Annotated in this window: 19 protein-coding genes; 13 read left to right on the plus strand and 6 right to left on the minus strand. The window is 38.0% G+C overall.

The window, feature by feature from the left end; genetic code table 11:
- Positions 1-8: 8 nt before the first annotated feature.
- Together ABX891_RS18925 and ABX891_RS18930 are read right to left on the minus strand one after the other, a co-directional pair.
- Positions 9-953, minus strand: a complete 945-nt coding sequence (locus tag ABX891_RS18925) for a hypothetical protein (protein ID WP_354630374.1) — start codon at positions 951-953, stop codon at positions 9-11.
- Positions 946-1842 carry a type 2 periplasmic-binding domain-containing protein gene (locus ABX891_RS18930; RefSeq protein WP_354630375.1) on the minus strand — a complete coding sequence of 299 codons (897 nt, stop codon included), beginning with the start codon at positions 1840-1842 and terminating at the stop codon, positions 946-948. Before ABX891_RS18930 ends, ABX891_RS18925 begins: the two co-directional genes overlap by 8 nt.
- 221 nt (positions 1843-2063) lie before the next feature.
- Between ABX891_RS18930 and ABX891_RS18935 the strand changes: the two genes are divergently transcribed.
- The 3 genes from ABX891_RS18935 (at position 2064) to ABX891_RS18945 (ending at position 9720) form a co-directional block, all read left to right on the plus strand.
- Positions 2064-2918, plus strand: coding sequence for a S1/P1 nuclease (locus ABX891_RS18935; RefSeq protein ID WP_182671135.1), 855 nt, complete (start codon positions 2064-2066; stop codon positions 2916-2918).
- 43 nt (positions 2919-2961) lie between these two features.
- Complete coding sequence (locus ABX891_RS18940; protein WP_354630376.1) at positions 2962-6195, plus strand: TonB-dependent receptor; 3234 nt, start codon at positions 2962-2964, stop codon at positions 6193-6195.
- A gap of 336 nt (positions 6196-6531) precedes the next feature.
- Positions 6532-9720, plus strand: coding sequence for a TonB-dependent receptor (locus ABX891_RS18945; RefSeq protein WP_309169247.1), 3189 nt, complete (start codon positions 6532-6534; stop codon positions 9718-9720).
- A gap of 52 nt (positions 9721-9772) precedes the next feature.
- On the opposite strand, the gene ABX891_RS18950 is transcribed toward ABX891_RS18945, so the two are convergent.
- A complete protein-coding gene (locus ABX891_RS18950; protein ID WP_309169471.1) occupies positions 9773-10204 on the minus strand; it encodes a MarR family winged helix-turn-helix transcriptional regulator in 432 nt (143 codons plus the stop codon).
- A gap of 150 nt (positions 10205-10354) precedes the next feature.
- Between ABX891_RS18950 and hmgA the strand changes: the two genes are divergently transcribed.
- The gene (gene hmgA / locus ABX891_RS18955) at positions 10355-11656 is read left to right on the plus strand and encodes a homogentisate 1,2-dioxygenase (protein WP_354630377.1); all 1302 of its coding nucleotides are present in this window, start codon (positions 10355-10357) and stop codon (positions 11654-11656) included.
- Positions 11657-11658: 2 nt separating this feature from the next.
- Positions 11659-12288, plus strand: a complete 630-nt coding sequence (maiA, locus tag ABX891_RS18960; protein WP_354630378.1) for a maleylacetoacetate isomerase — start codon at positions 11659-11661, stop codon at positions 12286-12288.
- Between the two features lie 33 nt (positions 12289-12321).
- Here the strand turns inward: maiA and ABX891_RS18965 are convergent, their stop codons facing one another.
- Entirely contained in the window at positions 12322-12555 is a 234-nt protein-coding gene (locus tag ABX891_RS18965) for a TIGR02647 family protein (RefSeq protein WP_007582405.1), read from the minus strand.
- 138 nt (positions 12556-12693) lie between these two features.
- Between ABX891_RS18965 and ABX891_RS18970 the strand changes: the two genes are divergently transcribed.
- Together ABX891_RS18970 and ABX891_RS18975 are read left to right on the plus strand one after the other, a co-directional pair.
- A complete protein-coding gene (locus tag ABX891_RS18970; RefSeq protein ID WP_008134362.1) occupies positions 12694-12996 on the plus strand; it encodes a DUF1496 domain-containing protein in 303 nt (100 codons plus the stop codon).
- 54 nt (positions 12997-13050) lie between these two features.
- Entirely contained in the window at positions 13051-13359 is a 309-nt protein-coding gene (locus tag ABX891_RS18975; RefSeq protein WP_010553962.1) for a VF530 family protein, read from the plus strand.
- A gap of 50 nt (positions 13360-13409) precedes the next feature.
- Here ABX891_RS18975 and ABX891_RS18980 read toward each other — a convergent pair whose 3' ends face one another.
- Complete coding sequence (locus ABX891_RS18980) at positions 13410-15029, minus strand: diacylglycerol kinase family protein (protein ID WP_354630379.1); 1620 nt, start codon at positions 15027-15029, stop codon at positions 13410-13412.
- 350 nt (positions 15030-15379) lie between these two features.
- On the opposite strand from ABX891_RS18980, the gene ABX891_RS18985 reads away from it, so the two are divergent.
- The 6 genes from ABX891_RS18985 to ABX891_RS19010 all read left to right on the plus strand — a co-directional run bounded on the left by ABX891_RS18985 (position 15380) and on the right by ABX891_RS19010 (position 21042).
- On the plus strand, positions 15380-15904 hold the full coding sequence (locus ABX891_RS18985) for a sigma-70 family RNA polymerase sigma factor (RefSeq protein WP_354630380.1): 525 nt from the start codon (positions 15380-15382) through the stop codon (positions 15902-15904).
- Positions 15901-16584: an anti-sigma factor gene (locus ABX891_RS18990; protein WP_354630381.1), complete on the plus strand. Its 684-nt coding sequence runs from the start codon at positions 15901-15903 to the stop codon at positions 16582-16584. The genes ABX891_RS18985 and ABX891_RS18990 overlap by 4 nt, the downstream gene beginning before the upstream one ends.
- A gap of 156 nt (positions 16585-16740) precedes the next feature.
- A complete protein-coding gene (locus tag ABX891_RS18995; protein ID WP_354630382.1) occupies positions 16741-18333 on the plus strand; it encodes a DUF4331 domain-containing protein in 1593 nt (530 codons plus the stop codon).
- A gap of 11 nt (positions 18334-18344) precedes the next feature.
- Positions 18345-18854: a cadherin-like domain-containing protein gene (locus ABX891_RS19000; RefSeq protein WP_149603607.1), complete on the plus strand. Its 510-nt coding sequence runs from the start codon at positions 18345-18347 to the stop codon at positions 18852-18854.
- Between the two features lie 53 nt (positions 18855-18907).
- Complete coding sequence (locus ABX891_RS19005; protein ID WP_354630383.1) at positions 18908-19933, plus strand: hypothetical protein; 1026 nt, start codon at positions 18908-18910, stop codon at positions 19931-19933.
- Positions 19930-21042: a HupE/UreJ family protein gene (locus ABX891_RS19010; protein ID WP_290192543.1), complete on the plus strand. Its 1113-nt coding sequence runs from the start codon at positions 19930-19932 to the stop codon at positions 21040-21042. Before ABX891_RS19005 ends, ABX891_RS19010 begins: the two co-directional genes overlap by 4 nt.
- A gap of 66 nt (positions 21043-21108) precedes the next feature.
- On the opposite strand, the gene ABX891_RS19015 is transcribed toward ABX891_RS19010, so the two are convergent.
- The gene (locus tag ABX891_RS19015) at positions 21109-21735 is read right to left on the minus strand and encodes a TetR/AcrR family transcriptional regulator (RefSeq protein ID WP_290192542.1); all 627 of its coding nucleotides are present in this window, start codon (positions 21733-21735) and stop codon (positions 21109-21111) included.
- Between the last annotated feature and the right edge of the window lie 94 nt (positions 21736-21829).

The following is a 21829-nucleotide window of genomic DNA, read 5'->3' on the forward strand; positions in this document are numbered from 1 at the left end:
TAATCTAGTTACTTTCCTCTTATTTCAATATTACCTTTTTTAATATTTACCAGCCCATAACTATGCAAACGAGAACGAGAGCCTTCTCCATAGGCTTTAGGTGGGTAATATAACTCTTTTTCTTCAGGACACTCACTAAGTACTTCATCTAACGCCGCACGTATTTCACTCAAGGTTTTTTCTAGACTATTATTAAAATTAGGTCTTTTTCTAACCGTATGACCAAGTTCGACCAACCTATAAAAATACTTGTTAGCGAGCTCTAGAAGCTCCTCTGGTACATCTTTATTATGACTAAGCGCTACATCATCGTTATTTGTACAATACTCTACAAGTGCTAAATAAAAGCATAATGGCTTATTGGCTAAACCCACTTTTTGCTCTGTATTACAACTACTTGATAGTGTTTTATCGTTAAGGTCAACTATAAGTATTAGCGGCGTAGGCTCTGTAATTGATTGATGCTGTGCATTATTAAACTGCTTATTACTTTGTTTAATAAACGCAAACTTTACCCAAAAACTAATCAACACACTTAATACTAAAAATATAAAATAGTAAATAAAATGGCTTAATGTAAAGTGGGTTTGCTGAACGTTAAATACAACTAATATAGGTCCATTATTAGTGCTCAAACTACGTGTTATTCGGTGTGAATTTACAGGTGCTAGCATTTCGCCTTTTGGTGCAATAGCAACAACTTTAAGATCGTTCGAATTAATGTAGCTATTTAAGGTTTTAATGTAGCTATTAACGGCATCTTTATTCCCCGAATGCTTTAGCAGCTCATTTGATAAATCAAGTAATGGTAAGTCGAGTGCTATTTGCCTTTCTATCTGCGTTATTTTTTGTTTAGTAACTTGCTGGCTTTTTTGAATTACAGAAATATAAAACACAGAAGATAAAGTTAAAAATAAGCATAGTAAAACAAGTAGTTGTTTATATTTACTCATCACTAACTTCCTCTTTTAAGTTTACTGAGCTAGTACCGCAACTCCAAAACGATTGTGCATTTTGATAATAATGCAAACTTTGATCTTTAGACATATCAAGCAAATTTGCCTGTACTGCACATAATAAATCAGTATTGTTTTGCTGCATTTTTAAATACCATCTTGTTCCAGTAATATTATTACTCAAAGGCGTAATATAGTTTTTTGAAAAACGTTTTTCGTCACTCTCTTTCCAAAACGAAGCAATAATATCTACTTTTCCGTCGGCGAGTAAATCGCGTAATTCGTTATGAGAACTAGCATAAGTGATTTTCAAATTAGCTAAATTTATATCCAGTTCTTTAAACATTTGCTTTGGTAAAATATGCCCTGATCGGCTGGTAGGATAATCAAGCAAACCTATGCGTTTATCTAAAAAATATTGTTTAGTAATTCGAGGTTTTTCTTTAGAAGATATAAAAAAAGCCGTGTAGTCAGAAAAACCAACTACGGGTTGGTAGTTATAGGTCGACTCCGCTTTAAATGCAGCCATAATATTGCTTTTAGCCAAAATTAGGTCAGCAATTCCTTTACCAACAAACTCAAAGCTATCTGCCGTTCTATATCCCCAATACCCTTTTACCGTGCCATATTGCTTAGCTACTACGTTATCAGAGCATAACTTTTGTGTTAATAACTTGGCTATTTTTTTTGATTGTGTAAAAACAATTAATTGGCCTTTATTACTTGTAGCAGTTGTTTGACACTCTGTTGAGGTTTCGATCATAACCGGAAAATGTAAATCATCATTGTATACACTAACTTGACCGCAAACCCACGTAACGACCAACAATAGAAACAAAAATGTAACAATTAAAATTTTGTGCAACACAATATTTTTATAATTCAAAGCAATGCCACCCAAAAATAGACGATATAGTGTATTTGAACAATTTCGCTTACCTATTACAACAAGTAATTTTACCTGTCAAACATAATACACTGATTTTAAAAGAAATTCAATAAGAAACTATGAATTTTAATAAGTCCTTCCTATCAACATTAAAAATGAGGACAATTGACCGCATTAGCTTATAGCAACCCCATGAAATATTCATTTAGGAAGTTTTAATGCATAACAATATAAAGTACTCGATATCTTCTGCGCTTTTGATTAGTGCGATATTCACAAGCACTAACTCACACGCTTGGGGTCAAAATGGCCACCGTATTGTAGGGCAGATTGCACAATCTCATATAAGCGAAACAACTAAAGCGGCAATTAAACCTTATTTAGATGGTGAGTCACTTGCGCAAATATCAACGTGGCCTGATGAAATGCGCTCTGCTCCTGGCGACTTTTGGCAAAAGCAATCATCTCGTTGGCATTATATTAATGCAGCACCAGGAAAATCTTTCAGCTTCAATCACGATCACACTAAAAACAAAGAATCTGTAAGTAATATCCTAGAAGGCATTCACTATTCAATGCAAACACTCACTGATAAAAATAGCACCTTAGATGCTAAGCAGTTCAGTTTGCGTTTTTTAGTGCATTTAGTAGGCGATAGCCATCAGCCATTTCATGCCGGTCGAGGTGAAGACAGAGGTGGTAACCGTATTAAGGTTTCATTTTTTAACGAAGAAACAAATCTTCACAGCCTTTGGGATACAAAGTTAGTTGAGAACGAGAACTTGTCGTTTACTGAATACGCTCAATTTATTGATACAAATAACAGCGAATTAATTGCTGAGTATCTACAAAGCTCACCTAAAACTTGGGTTGAAGAATCACACAATTTAGCAACAAAAATTTATAAGTACACCAACGACGAAGTTGGGTACAGCTACATTTATAACAACACTCCAATTGTAAAAACACGCCTACAACAAGCGGGTATTCGACTAGCTGGACTATTAAACGCCTTATTTGACCCTTCTGCAAAAGAGTTAGAAACGGCACTAAAAATGACGACTGACAAATAAACAGTATTAAATTTATATAACCTACACACGGGAAATCAACATTATGACTAAGCTTCGCCTTTCGAAATTAACTGGAGCGGTAATTTTAGCTCTAGGTGTTTCTACAAGCGCAATAGCTGCTGATACTTCATCTGCAATGCGTGGTAAAATTACGACGCCTTCAGGTGGCAGTGCTGCAAACGTTAAAATTAAAGTAGTTCACCAACCAACGGGAACTATTAGCGAGCTAACTACAAACGAAAGTGGTACGTTTATCGCTAATGGCTTACGTGTAGGTGGTCCTTACATGGTTATCATCGATTCTGATAAGTTTAATGATACAACTGTTGAAAATATCTATCTAAATCTGGGTGAAACTTACCGTTTAAGCTCGCAGCTTGCTCCGCTAAACATCGAAAAAATTGAAGTGTCTGGTTATAAGATTGTTCAGCAATCTGGTGGCTCAAGCAGCTCATTTGGTTCTGATACTATTGAGAACATGCCAAGCTTTAACCGCGACATTAAAGATATTGCGCGCTTAAACCCACTTGCCAGTATTAATGGTAATGGCGAGCTAACGTTTGCAGGTAGTAACCCTCGTACCAACGGTTTAACCGTTGACGGTATTGGTCAAAATGATGACTTTGGCTTGAACTTTGGTGGCTACCCTACTTCTCAGCCTCCTGTAGCACTTGATGCTATTGAACAAGTTTCTGTTGATGTATCTCCTTTCTCAGCTTCTAAAGGTAACTTTGGTGGCGGTACTATTAACGCAGTAACAAAATCTGGTACAAATGAGTTTAAGTTCTCTGGCTTTTACGAAATATCTACCCCTGAGATAGCTGGCGATGTAAAAAGTATTCGTGAAGAAGATGAATTAGACCCACTAACGGGTCATAAAACTTATTCTTTTTATGATGTTGAGCCTATTCAATCAGAAAAGCGTTATGGTTTTAACGTAGGTGGCGCTATTCTTGAAGACGAGCTGTTTTATTTTGTAAACTATTCTAAATGGTCAAGCGAACAAGATCTAGATTACGGCTTCGACGGTTCTGGTGCTGCTAATGAATTTAATACTTCTGAAGCTAACTATAATCGTTTCATTTCTATTTTAAATAATGAATACGGCCTGACTGATTCATTAGCAGGTGCGCCTGAAGATACTAACGAAAGCTTATTAGTTAAACTAAGCTGGAATGCTAGCGATGAACATCGCCTAGATTTCACGTATCAGTGGCAAGACGACCAAGACGAGCGCAATAGCAGTAGCGGTGGTAACTCTGTTGTTATGCGCTCTAACACTTACGCTTATGTTACTAAGTTTAATAATTTTTCAACTAAATTATACTCAGATTGGAGTGACAACTTCTCTACTGAGGTCGGCATTGCATATAAAGACGTAACTTCAAACAGCAATACACGTTCAAATATAGGCAGTGTTAGTGTCTATGAAGAAGAAATAAACGGTCGTGGTACAGGCGCTCAATTTGCTTTTGGTACAGACAGCACCCGCCACGCTAACGTATCTGAAACTAAAAACCTAACGCTTACGTTTGATGCAACCTATTTAATGGATGAGCATGAAATTAACTTTGGTGCGCAGTACGAGTCATTAAAACTTTATAACCTATTTGCCGAAGATTCATTAGGGTCGTGGCAGTTTAAAAGCTTAGATGATTTTGAAAACCGCATGGTAAGTTTTGAAGCTAAAGATTCGAAAAAAGATGAAAATGGTAACTACCCATACGCTTTTGAGTACAAAAATGCCTATACTAATAATTCATCTGATAAAGCTTATGATGTAACGCGTAACCAACTTGCGCTTTATATTGAAGATAAGTTTTACATTGGCGATGACTTAGAAATGACTGCTGGCATTCGTTACGAGCGCTTATCATCAGATGACAAACCAACGCTTAATGAAAACTTTGCTAATACCTATGGCTTTACTAATCAAGAGAACCTTGACGGACTAGATATTATTTTACCGCGTATTGGCTTCAAATATTATGCTACAGAAGCACTTACAATAAGTGGTGGTATTGGTCGCTTCCAAGGTGGGATACCAAACGTATGGTATAACAACTCATTCCAAGCTGACGGTATTACAGAGGTAACCGCTCCTTCTAGCGTGATCAACGAATACTTCGCGAATAACCAAGCTGATATTACGCAGGTACCTAATGAAATTAAAAACTCATTAGAAAAAGGCAGCGGCAGCGTTGCTTTTATAGACCCTAATTTTAAATTGCCTTCAAGTATTCGTACTCAAATTGGTTTTGAATATGAATTCGACTCTGAACTATTAGGTAATGGTTTTAAGTGGCAAGCAGAAATTGCTTACCATAAAAAAGAAAATGAAGCGGTATGGCACAATGCTTCGATTCAACCAGTTGGATTAGCAGCCGATGGTGAGCGTGTTATAAACCAAACTATTTACAACAATTTTGATAATGCTGATATCGTAATGACTAACTCATCTGAAGATGGTCGTTCAATTATTATCTCAACAGGCCTTGCTAAAGAATGGGACAACGGTTTATTTACCTCTTTTAGTTATGCACATCAAGACGTAACTGAATCTTCTATTGGTTCAGCATCGCAAGCTGAAGGTAACTACAAACATAATGTTACTGTTAACCGTAACGAAGACCTTGCCGCACGTGGCTCTTACGAAGTAGAACACAGTTTTAAAATTAATTTAGGTTACAATACTGAATTCTTCTCAGGCTACGCAACCAAGTTTAATGTTTACTTTGAACGTCGCTCAGGTCGTCCATTTAGTTATACTATGGATATGTATCAAGATGACGATTTAGGCGATACGAGTACGTTATACAAAAACAGCGCATACTTACCTTATATCCCAACAGGAGCTGATGATTCTCTCGTAAACTGGAGTGAATCAGGAATGAATTGGAATCAGTTAGAGCAGCTGTTAAATAAAGCAGGTATATCTGAACGAGGCCAAATACTTGGTAAAAACACAGCGACTCAGCCTTGGGTAACAACCATGGATGTGAGCATCAAACAAGAAATCCCTGGCTTTGCACAAGGCCACAGTGGTGAAATTTACTTCATGATTGATAACTTTGCCAATTTACTTAACAGTGACTGGGGAATCGAAAAACGCTTAAGCTATGCAAACCAAACTATTTATGACTTCGGTGGTTTAGATGATGAAGGTCGTTATATTATCGATTCAGCATACGACGGTGCAGATGTGCGTAAGTACTCGCAAATCAGTTCATCGTCATCAGCATGGCAGGCTAAAATTGGTATTAGTTACAAGTTTTAAGCCTTAAGAAAATACAAATGACTTGTTAAGTTATTTGTTAACAAAACCCATTGCAAATTTGTAATGGGTTTTTTGTTTTTCACACCCCAATTTCACATGTTTGTCATAAAGCCCACGTAATATATACCCCGATATAGAGTTATTGCTCAAAAAAACACTCAAATAGACAAAAACAGTACTGTTTATTAAAAATATATTGCAGTTGTATTTTATTTGTAACGAATAAATAAGGTACACTAGTAACGGATTTTGAATAAATGAACTTTAACTGTTTATTTTGAAAAATTTTAAAATAAAAATATAAAAATTTAATTAATAACTACACGGGAAAATTAAATGAAAACTCAATTACGCAAAACAGCTCTATCACTTGCTATAGCAGCATGTGTTGGTGTGAGTGGTGCTGCAATTGCAAACGAAACAACCTCTGCAATTAAAGGTCAAATAAAGGGCCCTAACGGTAACCCTGCTGCAGGAACTAAAATTACTATTTTACACGTTCCTTCAGGCTCTGTTAAAACAACTGAAGTAAATGACGCTGGTTACTTTACTGCTAAAGGTCTTCGTGTTGGCGGCCCTTACAAAGTAATCGTAGACTCAGACATCTACGCTGACCAAGAGTTCAATAATATTATCTTGAACATTGGTAGCGACTACCCTGTTAATACTTCACTTGAAAATATCTCAGATGTTGAACAAATTGTAGTAACTGGTCGCCCTATCAGCACTATGTCTGGTGGTACGGGTCCTGCTTCAACATTCACATTAAGCGATCTTGAAAATCAACCAGCTATTAACCGTGATTTAAAAGATATTATTCGTATTGACCCTCGCGTTGCTATCGATGATAGCCGTGGTTCAATCAACTGTGGTGGTGGTAACCCACGTTTTAACAGCTTAACCCTTGATGGCGTTCGCATGAACGATAACTTTGGTTTAAGCTCAAACGGTTACCCTACTATTCGCGCCCCGTTCTCTTTTGATTCAATCGAGCAAGTAGCGGTAGAATTAGCCCCTTTTGATGTACAATATGGTGGTTTCACATCATGTAACATTAATGCAGTTACTAAATCTGGCGGCAACGACATTCACGGTGGTGTATTCTACGATTACACTAACGATTCGATGAAAGGCGATAAGATTGAAGGTAATGACGTTGATAACGGCGATTACAGTGAAAAACGTTATGGCTTTAATGTTGGTTTACCGCTAATTAATGACACGCTTTTCCTTTTCACTTCTTACGAAAAACTTGAAGGTGTTAAACAGTTTAACTATTCATCTTTAGTGTCTTCTGCAGAAATTGATGAAATTAGACAAATTACACGTGATGTTTATGGTTACGAAGCCGGTGCAACACCAGCAAGCTCACCAGTAGAAGATGAAAAAATCTTAGTGAAGCTAGATTGGAACATCAACGATGACCACCGTGCTAACCTAATTTATAACTACAATGATGGCTTTACTTTATCGCAATCAGATGCAGATGGTGATGAGCTCGCATTTGACAGCCACTTTTATGAGCAAGGCGCAGAGTTCACTTCAATCGTTGCATCACTTTACTCTGATTGGAATGACAACTTTTCAACTGAAGTTCGTTTAGGTAAATCAGAGCTTGACGCTCGCGTTCAGTCTTTAGACGCGGCAAGTGGCTTTGGTGAGTTCCAAATAAGCACTGATGACGCTACTGTGTACGTTGGTCCTGATGACTCTCGTCAATCAAATGATTTAAACTACGATACCACAACAGCTAAATTCTCGGGTACTTACTACCTTGATCAGCACACGATTACCGCTGGTTTTGAGTATGAAAAGTTAGAAGTATTTAACCAATTCGTGCAACATACTGAAGGTGAATGGCGCTTTGCTTCGATTGACGCATACAGAAATGGGATTGCTAATGCAGTTTATTATAATAACTCTGCAAGTACTAATAACCCAAATGATGCAGCTGCTAACTTTGCTTATTCACAAAATACATTTTATGTACAAGATGAATACAGCTTTTCAGATATCGATGCATCATTAACATTTGGTCTTCGTTACGACAGCTATTCAAGCGATGACAAACCAACATTAAATCAGAATTTCACTAATCGTTACGGATTTAGCAATCAGTCTACTTTTGATGGTATTGATCTAATTCAACCACGTGTTGGTTTTGAGTGGTATGCAACCGATGCACTAGAAGTACGTGCAGGGGTTGGCTTGTTCTCAGGCGGTAACCCCAATGTATGGTTGTCTAACTCATATTCAAATGATGGTATCACCAATATAGGTGCTTATATCAGCGATATCAGTAATTCATATAAAGTTGGTTCTGGTGATGATGAAGTCACTCTAGTTGACCTATTTGATACGCCAAATGTAAATGGTGGTACTCCAGGTTACGACGTTCCACAAGATATGTTTGACAAAGTAGCAAATACTGAAATTGGTTCGGGTGATGCTACAACGAACGCGGTAGATCCTAACTTTGAAATCCCATCAGAGTGGAAGTACTCTTTAGGTGCTACATATACTACAGAAAACGACTATGTTATTGCTTTGGATTACCTTTACACTAAGAAGCGAGATGCAGCGACTCTTGTAGATATTGCTTTACAAGATTCTGGTAAAACTACTTTTGATGGTCGTCCTATCTATGAAAGAAAAGAAGATCCATTAAATCCAGGTAAATATCGTAGTGGTGAACTATTACTAACAAATGTGAATGGTGATAGTGGTGAGTCTTCAATTATATCTGCTGCAGTAAGTAAAGCGTTTGATAATGGCGTTAGCGTTCAGTTCTCATACGCTTACACTGATGCAGATGATGTAAACCCAATGACTAGCTCTGTAGCCAGCTCAAACTACGGTAACCTAGCAACATCAAACCCAGGCAACCCTGGCGTGGCATCATCTGATTACGAAATCCCACATCGCTTTACATTAAACCTAGGTTATAAACACGAGTTCTTCGATGGTTATAACACCCGCTTTAACCTATTTGGTGAAGCATACAAAGGTTTACCATATAGCTTTACCTACAAGAGTAATCGTGACACCGGTGCGGGCGATATTCAATTTGGTGATAGAAACTCTAATGGCGCGCGTCAATTATTGTATGTACCACTTGAAAATGATCCTAACGTTGTTTACAACATGAGTGCTGATGAAATCAATGAGTTTAATGACTTTATTGCATCTGAAGGCCTTAAACGTGGTGAAATCACAGGGCGTAACCAACAGAACTCTGATTGGTTCGTTAAGTTTAACTTTAAAATTACTCAAGAAGTACCTGGCTTCATGGATGGCCATAAAGGTGAAGCATTCTTCGTAATCGATAACTTAACTAATATGTTAAACGATGATTGGGGTGTATTAAGAAAAGGCTCTTTCGTAGGTAATAAGATGGTTGAAGTAAATATTAATGACCAAGGTCAATACGTTTACTCAAACTTCAGTGCACGTAGTGCTGAACAGTCTGTACAACGCGATGCCTCTTTATGGGAAATGCGTGTAGGTCTTCGTTACACTTTCTAATTTAGAACTGTAATCTAAAACAACATTTAAAAGCCCACTTTGGTGGGCTTTTTTATGCCCTTAATTTGTTATTTAACTTTTCAAAAATACTCACTAACACTTCGTATTCTTCGTTGGTTAAAGTATTCAGTAATTGTTTTTCCCAATTCAGTGCATCGGGTGCTATTTGCTCATATAAGCTCTGCCCTGCTTCACTCAGTACAAGTAAGGCCGCGCGTTTGTCTTGTGCATTTAACTCACTTTTCACTAAACCTTTATCTATTAAAACTTTTACCGCACGCGACACTGTCGACTTGTCCATATTTGCTTGCGTGCATAAATCCTTTGCGTTGCTCTGACCATACTGCGCTAAATTAGCAAGTATTCGCCACTGCGGAATATTTAAACCGTATTTAGTTTGATAAACCTCGGCAAAGTCGTTACTTACACGTGTTGCTACATTTGATAATTGATAAGGTAAAAAAGTTGCTAAATCAATTTTCATTTTTGGTAATCCCTGCTTGATTAGGTTTACTTTGGTGTTCATTAATATTTACGCAGGTGCGTAGTTGCACATTTGATATTAGTCTCACTTGAGAGTATCTTAACTGAAATAAAAAGAATATTAAACCAACCTCTCTCACAGGAGTCAGTAATGGCGACACAATTAAGTTATATGACCGGTTTTGGTAATGAATTTGAAACACAAGCGCTACCCGATGCACTGCCAATAGGACAATTTAGCCCACAAAAGGTCAAATACGATTTATACACCGAGCAATTTAGTTCGACTGCATTTACGGCTCCTCGCGCTTCAAATCGTCGCACTTGGTTTTACCGCCTTCGTCCATCTGTAGTGCAAGGTGATTACCAAGCAATTGATAACGGCCTAATAAGAACAGCCCCAATCACTGAAGCCGTAACACCACCAACAATGCTACGTTGGAATCCTATTGATATTCCTTCACAGCCTACTGATTTTATTGATGGCTTGGTAACGATGGCAGCTAATGGCAGTGCTAATGGGCAATCTGGTATTGGCATTCATGTATATGTCGCTAATCAGTCAATGCAAGGGCGTTACTTTTGTAATGCCGATGGCGAAATGTTGTTTGTCCCTCAGCAAGGTGAGTTATTAATTCACACCGAGTGCGGTAAGTTAAGCATTAAACCAGGTGAAATTGCTGTAATTCCCAGAGGAATTAAGTTCTCAGTTGATTTAATTGATAATACAGCCCGTGGTTATATTTGTGAAAATTATGGTCATGCGCTTGAACTTGCAGAGCGAGGACCTGTTGGTGCCAATGGTTATGCCAACGACAGAGACTTTCAATACCCTGTAGCTGCCTTTGAAGATAAAGAGGGTCACTTTGAGCTTGTTTCTAAATTCAACGGTAATTTATTTAGCTGTGAAATTAAGCACTCTCCTTTTGATGTGGTTGCATGGACGGGTAACAGCTCCCCCTATAAATACGACTTATCGCGTTTCAATGTAATGAATACAGTGAGCTTTGATCATCCCGACCCATCTATATTCACTGTGCTAACCTCTCCTTCTGCTACTGAGGGTATGGCAAATGTCGATTTTGTGATATTTCCACCACGTTGGATGGTAGCCGAAAATACATTCCGCCCGCCGTATTATCACCGCAATATTATGAGTGAATTTATGGGCTTGATTGAAGGTGTATATGATGCAAAAGAGCACGGTTTTGTACCTGGTGGCGCAAGTTTACACAATTGTATGTCGCCACATGGACCTGAAGCCGACGTATTTGAAAAAGCCTCAAACGCTGAGCTTACACCACAAAAATACGAAAACACATTGGCCTTTATGTTTGAGTCGCGCTATATAATTTCACCGACAAAATATGCATTAGAAGGTAGGGAACGCCAACCAAACTACACCGATTGCTGGCGTACTATTAAAAAACAATTTACAGGTTCACAGGATTAATTATGAAATTATACAGCTACTTTCGCTCATCAGCGGCCTATAGGGTGCGTATAGCACTTAACTTAAAAGCAATTGATCATGAACTTGCTATTGTTAACCTTTTAAAATCGGAGCAGCTTGGGGAAGAATACTTAGCGACGAATCCGCAAGGGTTACTACCTGCACTTGAAACCGATGACGGTGTTTTAGCACAATCGCTTGCAATACTAGAGTGGCTTGATGAAACTTATCCGCAATCGCCATTAATTACGGGGACTGCGTGGCAAAAAGCGCAAATAAGAAATTTAAGCTTTGCCATTGCTTGCGATATTCATCCTGTTAATAATTTACGCGTGCTGAAGTATTTATCGAACGAATTAGGTGTTGATGACGAGGCTAAAAATAAATGGTATCGACATTGGATAGAAATTGGTTTTGAAAAAATAGAACTGATGCTAAACGAAAATGATGACTACTGTATTGGTGATCAACCTACACTTGCTGACATTTGTTTAGTGCCTCAAGTATTTAATGCAATTCGTTTTAACGTAGATATGAGCGCTTACCCAAAAATTGCAGCTATTTACGAACACTGTAATAAATTAGCTGCATTTAATGATGCTGCACCGCAAAATCAACCCGATGCAAATTAAGCTAGTTCAGTAACTAACTAGAGTTCAGGTTAACTAACTTTGTAGCGCACTATGAATAACCGTAATGTGCTCAATTAAATCTAAGCCCAGATCAGTTAAATACCCGCCATCTGGGCTGTCTATAATCCCTTTTTCAAATAAGCGTTGCGCTGCACTAAGTAAGCTTGGCTCTGCGTCTGAGTGTAATTTAATACCCTGCATTTTACTGTCGCGAGGAAACTTTGCTAATAGTGTGAATTCTTCGATCATTGTTTGATTAAATTGCATTGTGTGCACCTTTTTATTTGAATCCAAGTTGTTCTGTGAGTAACTAAGTTTATAATTAAAATCACTTTGTGTACTTTACACTAGCACGTTTTTTAGCTTAATGTATTATTTTTAACCCTCCCTATTTAAAGGCCTCTAATGCGTAACTTTTTAATTCTATGCTTTTGTTTTAGCAGCTTATCGTATTCAATACTTAGTGAAGCAACAACCCTTAAAACCCATTCAATTATTGATGCAAACCAGTTTGTAAATGAAGAATCAAACTGTTGGTACGACAACAAACGCTATAGCGAAGGCGCATTAATACAAATTCACTCATTTACACTTTTGTGCGGTGCTAAAACACCCCAACACAGTAACAGCCAACTCATTTGGCTTAAAATAGATAAACAGGGTAATGCTATTTACCCAACAGCTCCTAAAACAATCACTGTGAATTAGCGCTAAAAGCTGATTTGAGCTACAATGCACGCAGTTTAAATAAGTAGTATGGCTATGGATAATCAACCTAAAAACCCTTTACATGGGGTAACGTTAGAACAAATACTTGTTGAGTTAGAACAGCGACTTGGCTGGAGAACACTTGGCGAGCAAGTAAAAATTAAATGTTTTACTGATCAACCCAGCATTAAATCGAGTTTAAAGTTTTTGCGTAAAACGCCTTGGGCTCGCGATAAAGTGGAAGCACTTTATATTCACACTATAAATAACAAACCTATTCGTAGACCAAAAAGTGCGCCGAGAGAAACATCTTCTCAAGCGCCGGATACAACAGGGTTTGTTTGGCCATCAATTAAAAAATGATGTAAAAAAGGAGCTAATTTAGCTCCTTTTTTGATTGTAATTAGCGCGATTTATTGCTCTTTGCAAATCACATTTAATGAGGCCGGCTCAATAGTAATAACAAGTTTGTGAGCAGTTTTAACTTCACCGTCAAGTACGTACTTAAGCTCTCTTTCACCTGTCACCTCGACTCTTTTAGCATTTGTATGATGCGAATTTATAGCTAAATGTGTTTGCGTTAAACTGCTAAACATCAGTTCTGCAATACTCAATATTGTCGTAGAATTTTCATTATTTGGTGTTAGCCAATTCACATCAAGAAGCCCGTCACTATGATTTGGCTGCCCACCACCTTGAGCCAATAACGTTGTAAAAGGCGCAGCATTAGCCACAATAAAGCTATTTGTACATATTTCTTTGGGCTCATTATCATCGAGTTTTACACTAAGTAACTGTGATTTTTGCTCGCCAAACGCTTCAAAAAAGCCATTTAAATAGGCAAGTTGCCCCGACTTATTTTTCGACTCTCTATCTGCTTTTTCTATCATTGATTGCTCAAAACCAATGCCCGCTAATAAAAGTACTAATTCGTTATTACAATAAGCGGTATCTATTGTGCTTGTTTGACCATCAATTATTAAATCACAAGCTTGTTCAACAGGAATAAATTTAGAGCTAATCCCCATCAATACATGCGCAAGTGCGTTTGCAGTCCCCATAGGGATAATGCCTAGTTTACATTGTGTATTTACAAGTACGCTTGCAACTTCGGCCACTGTCCCATCGCCTCCACACGCTATTATCATGTCTGGATTTTGCGCAATTGCCTGTTTAGCCAGCTCAATACCGTTAACGTCTGGTGAAGTAATAAGTACTTTCAAATCGTAATAGGCCGATAACCGCGCAACAATTAAGTGCTCTTTTTCTTCCCATAACCGTGTACCAGATACAGGGTTTGCAATTAACACGGCTTTATTTTTAATCAGCAGCTCACCTTTTTTATGACGCTTAGCTAAATGGCGAAGCTGATGCTTATTTAAGTTTGCTGTTTCGCGGGTTTCTTTTATTTGTGCAAGTACTTCATGTACATCTGCATTTTTGTTTTGGCTCAATAAATAAGCTGCCATTACAAAAACAGATCGCCCACGACCTAAAGCACAGTGCACAACTACGCGGTGATTCTCTTTAATATGGTGATGAATCCAATTAATAGCCTGATTTAACTGAGAATGGGTAGGAATACTATGATCGAGCACTGGAATGTTTAAATAATTAATATTCTCTTGTGTTGAACTCCACTCGAGTCCGTCGAATTCACACGTAACATCTAAAATCGCCGTAATTCCGTTATCTTTTAATGTGTCTATATCTGAGGGAAATAATCGGCAAGCTAAAAATAGGTTTTCGTTTATTTGTTGAATAGGCGGCACTTTATCGCGCTTACGTGACCAGGCATTGTAAATTTGCACACCAAATAAAAATGGCACAAATGCCCATCGTATATAAAATGGGATCACCCCATTTTCACGTTTTCTAAATATTTTTGCTGTATTAAAAATATATGCGGTACTCACTAATAAAAGTGACAGCGCAGTCCAATAAAAAACAATAGCAAAATAAACAGAGTTCACTTCCCAACCAATAAAAATAAGCAGTATTGCTAATAGTAAATAACTAATTGCAGCCCACATAGTCTCTCCTTTGTGAAAATAATGCCGATTTATAATCTTAATTTAAACGGCTTTAAGTGGTCTTATGCAAATATCACGCCATATAAATGCCATTTAAAATTCAAACGCGAACAATAGGCCATTGATATATATATAGTAATTAATAAACTAAAATCTACTACAGACCGCTCTTTGTGCATTTTTTACAAACATGTGAATAAATTATACTTACACGTCTAAATTTCAAACACTGATCGGTTATTACTTGTACTAACGTATAAAGCAGCGAATCTAAAAGGCAATTAAATTTTTTGCATCCAAATCACACCCTCAACCGTTTACTCAATGATAATAAGAAAAACAGTACCCCTATGGATAACGATGATTTACTCCCTCTTTTGTGCGCAACAGCACAAGGAGACAAAAATGCTTTCTCAAGTTTATATCAACAAACTAGCGGCAAACTTTTTGCTATTAGCTTAAATATGCTCACTAACAGAGCTTATGCGGAAGAGGCACCACAAGACGCTTTTATAAAAACTTGGCATAACGCATCTGAATATAACGCCTCTAAAGGCACCGTTTTTAGTTGGATGATAAGTATAGTCAGATACAGAAGTCTTGACTCATTGCGCTATCACAAAGTACGAAAAGAGCAGTCGTTAGGCGATGACGAATATGAAAATGAAAATGTTGACGTTAATTACGATGAAGAAACAAAACTGGTTAATTGTATCGAACAGCTTGAGCCGCAACAAAAACAAGCTATTCACTTAGCTTATTATAAGGGGCTGAGTCATAGCGAGCTAGTGGATCATATAGAAACGCCATTAGGTACAGTTAAAAGCTGGATTAGGCGTGGGCTTATGCAGCTACAAAGGTGTTTAACATTATGAATTATAATAAACCCGAACTATTAGACGCGCTTGCTGGGCAGTACGTGCTTGGCACACTTAGAGGGCTTGCCCGTAAGCGTTTTCAGCGTCTGTTACTTAATTCAAATCAAGCACGTGAAGCAACAAATATGTGGGAGCAAAACCTAAACAACTTAGCGAGTGCTATTACACCACAAACACCACGTGACGATGTATGGATAAATATATTACAAAGTATTGAAAACAGATCACAAACAAGTAAAACAGTCATACATACTAAGCCCTCAATTTGGCGCACATGGTCTTTTGTGGCGACTGCCGCATGCATTGTTTTAGCCTTTTTGGTTATTCAGCCTAGTACCAATGTTATGCAAACTCAGCAAATTGCTTTGGTTCAAAATCAAGATAAACAATCATTGTGGTTTATTGATGTAAGCGAGCAAGGGCTCTCAATTAAAGCTAGTAGCCAATTGGTTGCTCAAATTAATAAAGATTATGAGCTGTGGATGATTTTAAAAGGTCAAGATGCACCTATTTCATTGGGTTTACTGCCCAAGCAAGGCAGTAAAATATTATTTAAAGATAACCGCTTTAACGCAAGTGATGTCGCATTGCTAGCAGTGAGTTTAGAGCCTATTGGTGGCTCACCAAATGGTTCTCCTACTGAGGTGCTTTACACCACAGAGCTAGTACTTTTATAAACTCACTATTATGACCAAAGTTGGCTGCTTACACAAAGCAGCCAACCTTCCCTTTAACTTTTTAACAAAAAATAAAATAATTTAACTTTTTTGCATCCAATTTAAATCCTGCCCCGTTATTAGCTATGACTTCAATCAAAACTAAAGGACAAAGTCATGAAAGCTTTAACTCCATCAATACTCGCAGTAGTAATATGTAGTACGTTTGTAAGTACACCAAGTGAAGCATCTAGCCACAGAGAAGCGCCAAATATAAGCCGTTTCCCAACTTTAGATTCAACCGATTTTTATGTATTTAATAGTTACGAGCAAGGTCGTGATGATTTTGTAACATTAATTGCTAATTATATCCCGTTGCAAGATGCATACGGCGGTCCTAATTACTTTGCAATGGATCCAGATGCTACCTACAGCATTCATATAGATAACGACGGCGATGCTGTTGAAGATATTACATTTGCGTTTAACTTTAAAAGCATGCTTCCTAATGATAATAAAGGTGTGCAATTAACTGTTGGACTTGAAGGTAATCAACGCACCGTGTCTGTACCGCTTAAAAATGTAGGCGGTGTATCTGCCGGTGATGACAGCGCTGCAAATTTTAGCGAATCATACACAATGAGTATGATTAGCGGCGCGCAGCGTACTGGCGAAACAACGGTATTAAACAACACAACATCAAACTCAAGTACATTTTCTAAACCACTTGATTATGTGGGCAATAAAACATTTGGTTCAATGAGCGATTATCAAACTTACGCTGACCAATTTGTGTATCAGGTTTCAATTCCTAACTGTGAAAGCATGGCACAAGTTTTTGTAGGACAACGTAAAGACCCATTTGTAGTTAACCTAGGTAAAACATTTGATTTAGTTAACTATGTACATGTAGAGGGTGATAGCGCCCCTGGTGCTGGTGACGGCGGTGGTTTTCCAGGTGGTATAACACAATCAGCTGATAACGACGACCTTGCAGATAAAAACGTAACATCAATTGCTATCGAAATACCTAAGAGCTGTATTGTTGGTGAAGGTAACGGCGTAATAGGTTCGTGGACAACAGCAAGCCTACCTCAAGCTCGCGTATTAAACCCTAATGCTAAATTTACTAATAACGCCGTTAATGGTGGTGCTTTAACACAAGTTTCACGCTTGGGTAGCCCGCTTGTAAATGAGCTTGTAATTGGCATTAAAGATAAAGACACATTCTCAACAGCGCACCCGAAAGATGATGCACAATTTTTAGATTATGTATCTCACCCTGCACTACCAGAGTTATTAAACATTTTATTTAAAGATGCTGTTAATACAACACTAGATACTAACTTTGAAACACTGGCACCGACTAACTTTCCGCGTACTGATTTAATCACTGCATTTTTAACGGGTTTTGCAGGAGTTAATCAGCAAGCAACTGTAACACCTTCAGAAATGCTGCGTTTAAATACAGGCATTGCAGCAACAGCGCAAGCTGATCAATCTGCATTTGGTGTAGCGGGTAATGATTTAGCCGGCTTCCCAAATGGTCGTCGCCCGGGTGATGATGTGGTTGATATTGCACTTCGTGTTGTGATGGGTCGTTTATGTCATCCGATTCCTGTAAATGGTGAAGACACTGATTTAGGACTTTGTGCACCAGAGGATGCTAATACAGGCACAGTGCCATTTACAGACGGCGCACCTATTGATGCAACAATGATGGATTCATCATTCCCGTACCTTGCAACACCACTTGCTGGCTCTAAATAAGGAGTAAAATAATGCGTAATTTAAAAACTACCCATATTTGTGTTCTCCTCAGTGCATTAACATTGGGAGCATGTAGTAGCGATGATGATAAAAAACAGCCTACACCGGTTGTAAACACAGCGCCGACCGCAAGTGATGCAATGCTAACTACACAAACTGAAGTAAGCATTACCGATATGCTTAGCGCAACCGACAATGATGGCGATTCGCTTACTTACTCATTAACAAGTGAACCAACTCTTGGAACTGTTACCGTTAATAGCGATGGTAACTTTACCTATACACCAAATAAAGAAGTGACAGGTTCAGATAGTTTTATGTTTGGTGTAAGTGATGGCGTTAATTCGCAAGTAACTGCAACAGTAAACATTACAATTGACGCACTACAAGTCGACTTTGCTCAATTTGCAACCGATGCATTTAATCAAGCGCCAAATGCAGAGCCGTTAACTGTTAACGGTCGGGTGTTTACAAACACAGATACCGATGTTGATGGATTAATTTCAACAAACGGTAACTAACCAAGTCATTAAGCTGACAGGCCATGGATGGCTTTTTTCAAAGGATATTTATAATGCATTTATCAATTTTTAAGTCCGTCGCATTTATTACTTTATGCCTAACACCCTTTGCGTTGAGCGCTGCGCCTTTTACCCCAAAAGATGATGCAGTTATTGCCAAAAGTAATTCAACGCTTAGTGCTTCTCTCTCTGTTGACGAAATAAATACATTAGTCACTAACAGCCAATATGCCGGCCAAACAGAGCGCTTACAGGGGCTACTTAAAACCCGTTTAGCCCAGCTATATAAACAAACACCCTCATCTCAAATTGGTTACTTATATGCTCGCGTTTTACAAAAAGAGCACCTTTTTGACGAAGCTATTGATATTGCTAACAACGTTTTGATTAAAGAGCCAAAACATAATAATAGCCATTTATTGCTAGCCAATATATTTATGACTCAAGGTAAGTTCGCACAAGCAAAAAAATACTGCGTAGCCTTAATTGGGCAAGTAAGTACTATTACTGCTAGCACCTGTGTACTCGATGTACAAAGCCAACATGAAAGCGTTTTAGACAGCTACCAAGCATTAGTAAAAATTATAAATAATAATCAAACTAGCCTAGCTACAAACCATGTTTTAAGTGAAATGAGCTACCGTTTAAATAACTACAAACAAGCTATGTCTCACTTACAAAGTGTAGATTTAGTTCAAGCCCCTGTGAGCCTTATTGTTTTATGGGCCGATATTCAAATTGCTCTAAATCAACCACAACAAGTATTAAATACATTAAGCGTACTGCTTCCTGATAAAAGTAATTTAGAGGATGCTATTTTGCTAAGACTTTCAATCGCAGAAAAAAAACTAAATAAACGCGATAAAAAATGGCAAAATACAATGGCGCAAAGAGTTACACTACGAGAGCTTCGCAAAGATTCTTTTCATGCAAGTGACTTAGCTAAATATTACCTTGATGTACAACCAAATCGCGAAAAAGCACTTTACTGGGCTCATATTAATTGGCAACAGGCTAAAATGAGCACCGATGAGCAATTACTTACTCAAGCAAAAGCGATGCAACGAGACACACTATGAAAACGCCTTATCTATTTATACTCACTTTAATGCTGTGTATTTTTTCAACTTACAGCTTTGCCCATCAACTAAGTACAAGTTATATAACCTTAAATAGCGAGAACAATAACGACACCAACAAAAACCAATACACGGGTACCTGGCAAATTAATATAGCCGACTTAGAGCACGCAGTACCTCTGGATTTAGATAAAAACGGGCAAATTTCGTGGGCAGAAATAAAAGCAAAACGCAGCTCAATTAATAACTTCATTGAAGAAAATTTAAATATCACGCAAAACGCGCAATCATGCCCTTTAAAAAGTGAAGGTATCTATCAGCTAGATAACCATTTTAACCAGCCTTATTTGGTGATTCCGCTGCAGTTTAGCTGTGATGACAATGAAACAATCTCCCTTTCCTATTCTGCTTTTTTTAAAACCGATGCCAATCATAAATCCATCGTAAATATAAACGGTGTATCTCGTGTATTTAATATCAACGAGGCACAACAAACGTTCAGCTTTGAGCAAACAAGTTATTTAAGTACCTTTAATCAATACGTGTATCAGGGTGTTTTACATATTTGGATTGGTATTGATCATATTTTATTTTTAATCGCCCTGTTACTTACCTGTGTTTTAAAGCGCAGCGATAAAGCATGGCAAGGTATTAGCTCTAAAAAACAAATTATTAAACACACAGCATGGATAGTAACCGCGTTTACACTTGCGCACTCTATTACGCTTACCGCAACAGCTATGAGCTTAGTCTCACCAAATAGCCGCTGGGTAGAGCTTGGAATTGCTATATCGGTTTTATTTGCAGCATTAAATAATGTGTGGCCGTTGGTACTTCGTTTAGGTTGGCTTACTTTTGCTTTTGGTTTACTGCACGGGATGGGATTTGCGAGCGTACTTGGCGAGCTTGGCTTGTCGAGCGACTATCAACTGCTTAGTATATTGGCGTTTAATTTAGGCGTCGAAATCGGTCAACTTAGTATCTTACTGATAGCCTTACCAATACTCATTTATGTACGACACTACACTTGGTATAAAAAGTGGTTAATGCCAATGGGCTCCATTGCTATCGCAATCATTGCACTTCAGTGGTCAATCGAGCGTTTTTAAATAGTATAAATAAAAAAGCTAGCCAAAATATTGGCTAGCTTACTTTTTAGTTATCTATTTTGAGCGTTACTGCGCTTTATCAAATGGCATCAGTAATGTTTTCATCGCAGGGCGAAGCGCTATGAGTACCGTTTCTTCGGTTAGCTCAGGGTAAAGTAACTTTCTAAGTAATAACCCTGCCATCATCGAAAAAATAACATTAATTCGGCTTTCAAGTTCACGCTCATCAATGTCTTTGAGCGCACTTCGCTCGCTTGCTAAAAGCTGCCTCATGCGCCCTCTTGCTTGAATATCGGTTTCACGCAAAAGAGTAGCGACTTTAATATTACGACCCGCTTCTGCCATCATATCTAAATCGATAACACATGAGCCTGTATCCATGTGTCTTTGCACGCCAATATTTAAGCCATCTAAAAGAGCCGCCAAAACATCACCAGGGTGATCTTCAAACTTTTGAAAGATAGAGAACATTTCTTCCATGTCTTTTTCAATAATGCTTTCTATAATCGCCTCTTTGCTTTCAAAGTAATTATAAATATGGCCTGCACTCATCCCTGCCGTTTTAGATATTTCTGCCATACCTGCACCGTGGTAACCTTTACGGCGAAAACACTCTGCAGCAGCTGATAAAATTTGCTCACGCCTAGCAAGTGCTATCGCGGGATCTGTTTGCCTTTTTGCTTTAGGCTTCATGTTCAACTCCACTACCAAGTCATAAACTCAGTAAAGCAAGAGCTATAAATAGTCTTGCCATGTAAATATGTAATGCGGCTTTAAAAGCCGCAAA

This window comes from Pseudoalteromonas sp. NCIMB 1079 (assembly GCF_040567695.1).
Taxonomy (GTDB): domain Bacteria; phylum Pseudomonadota; class Gammaproteobacteria; order Enterobacterales; family Alteromonadaceae; genus Pseudoalteromonas; species Pseudoalteromonas distincta.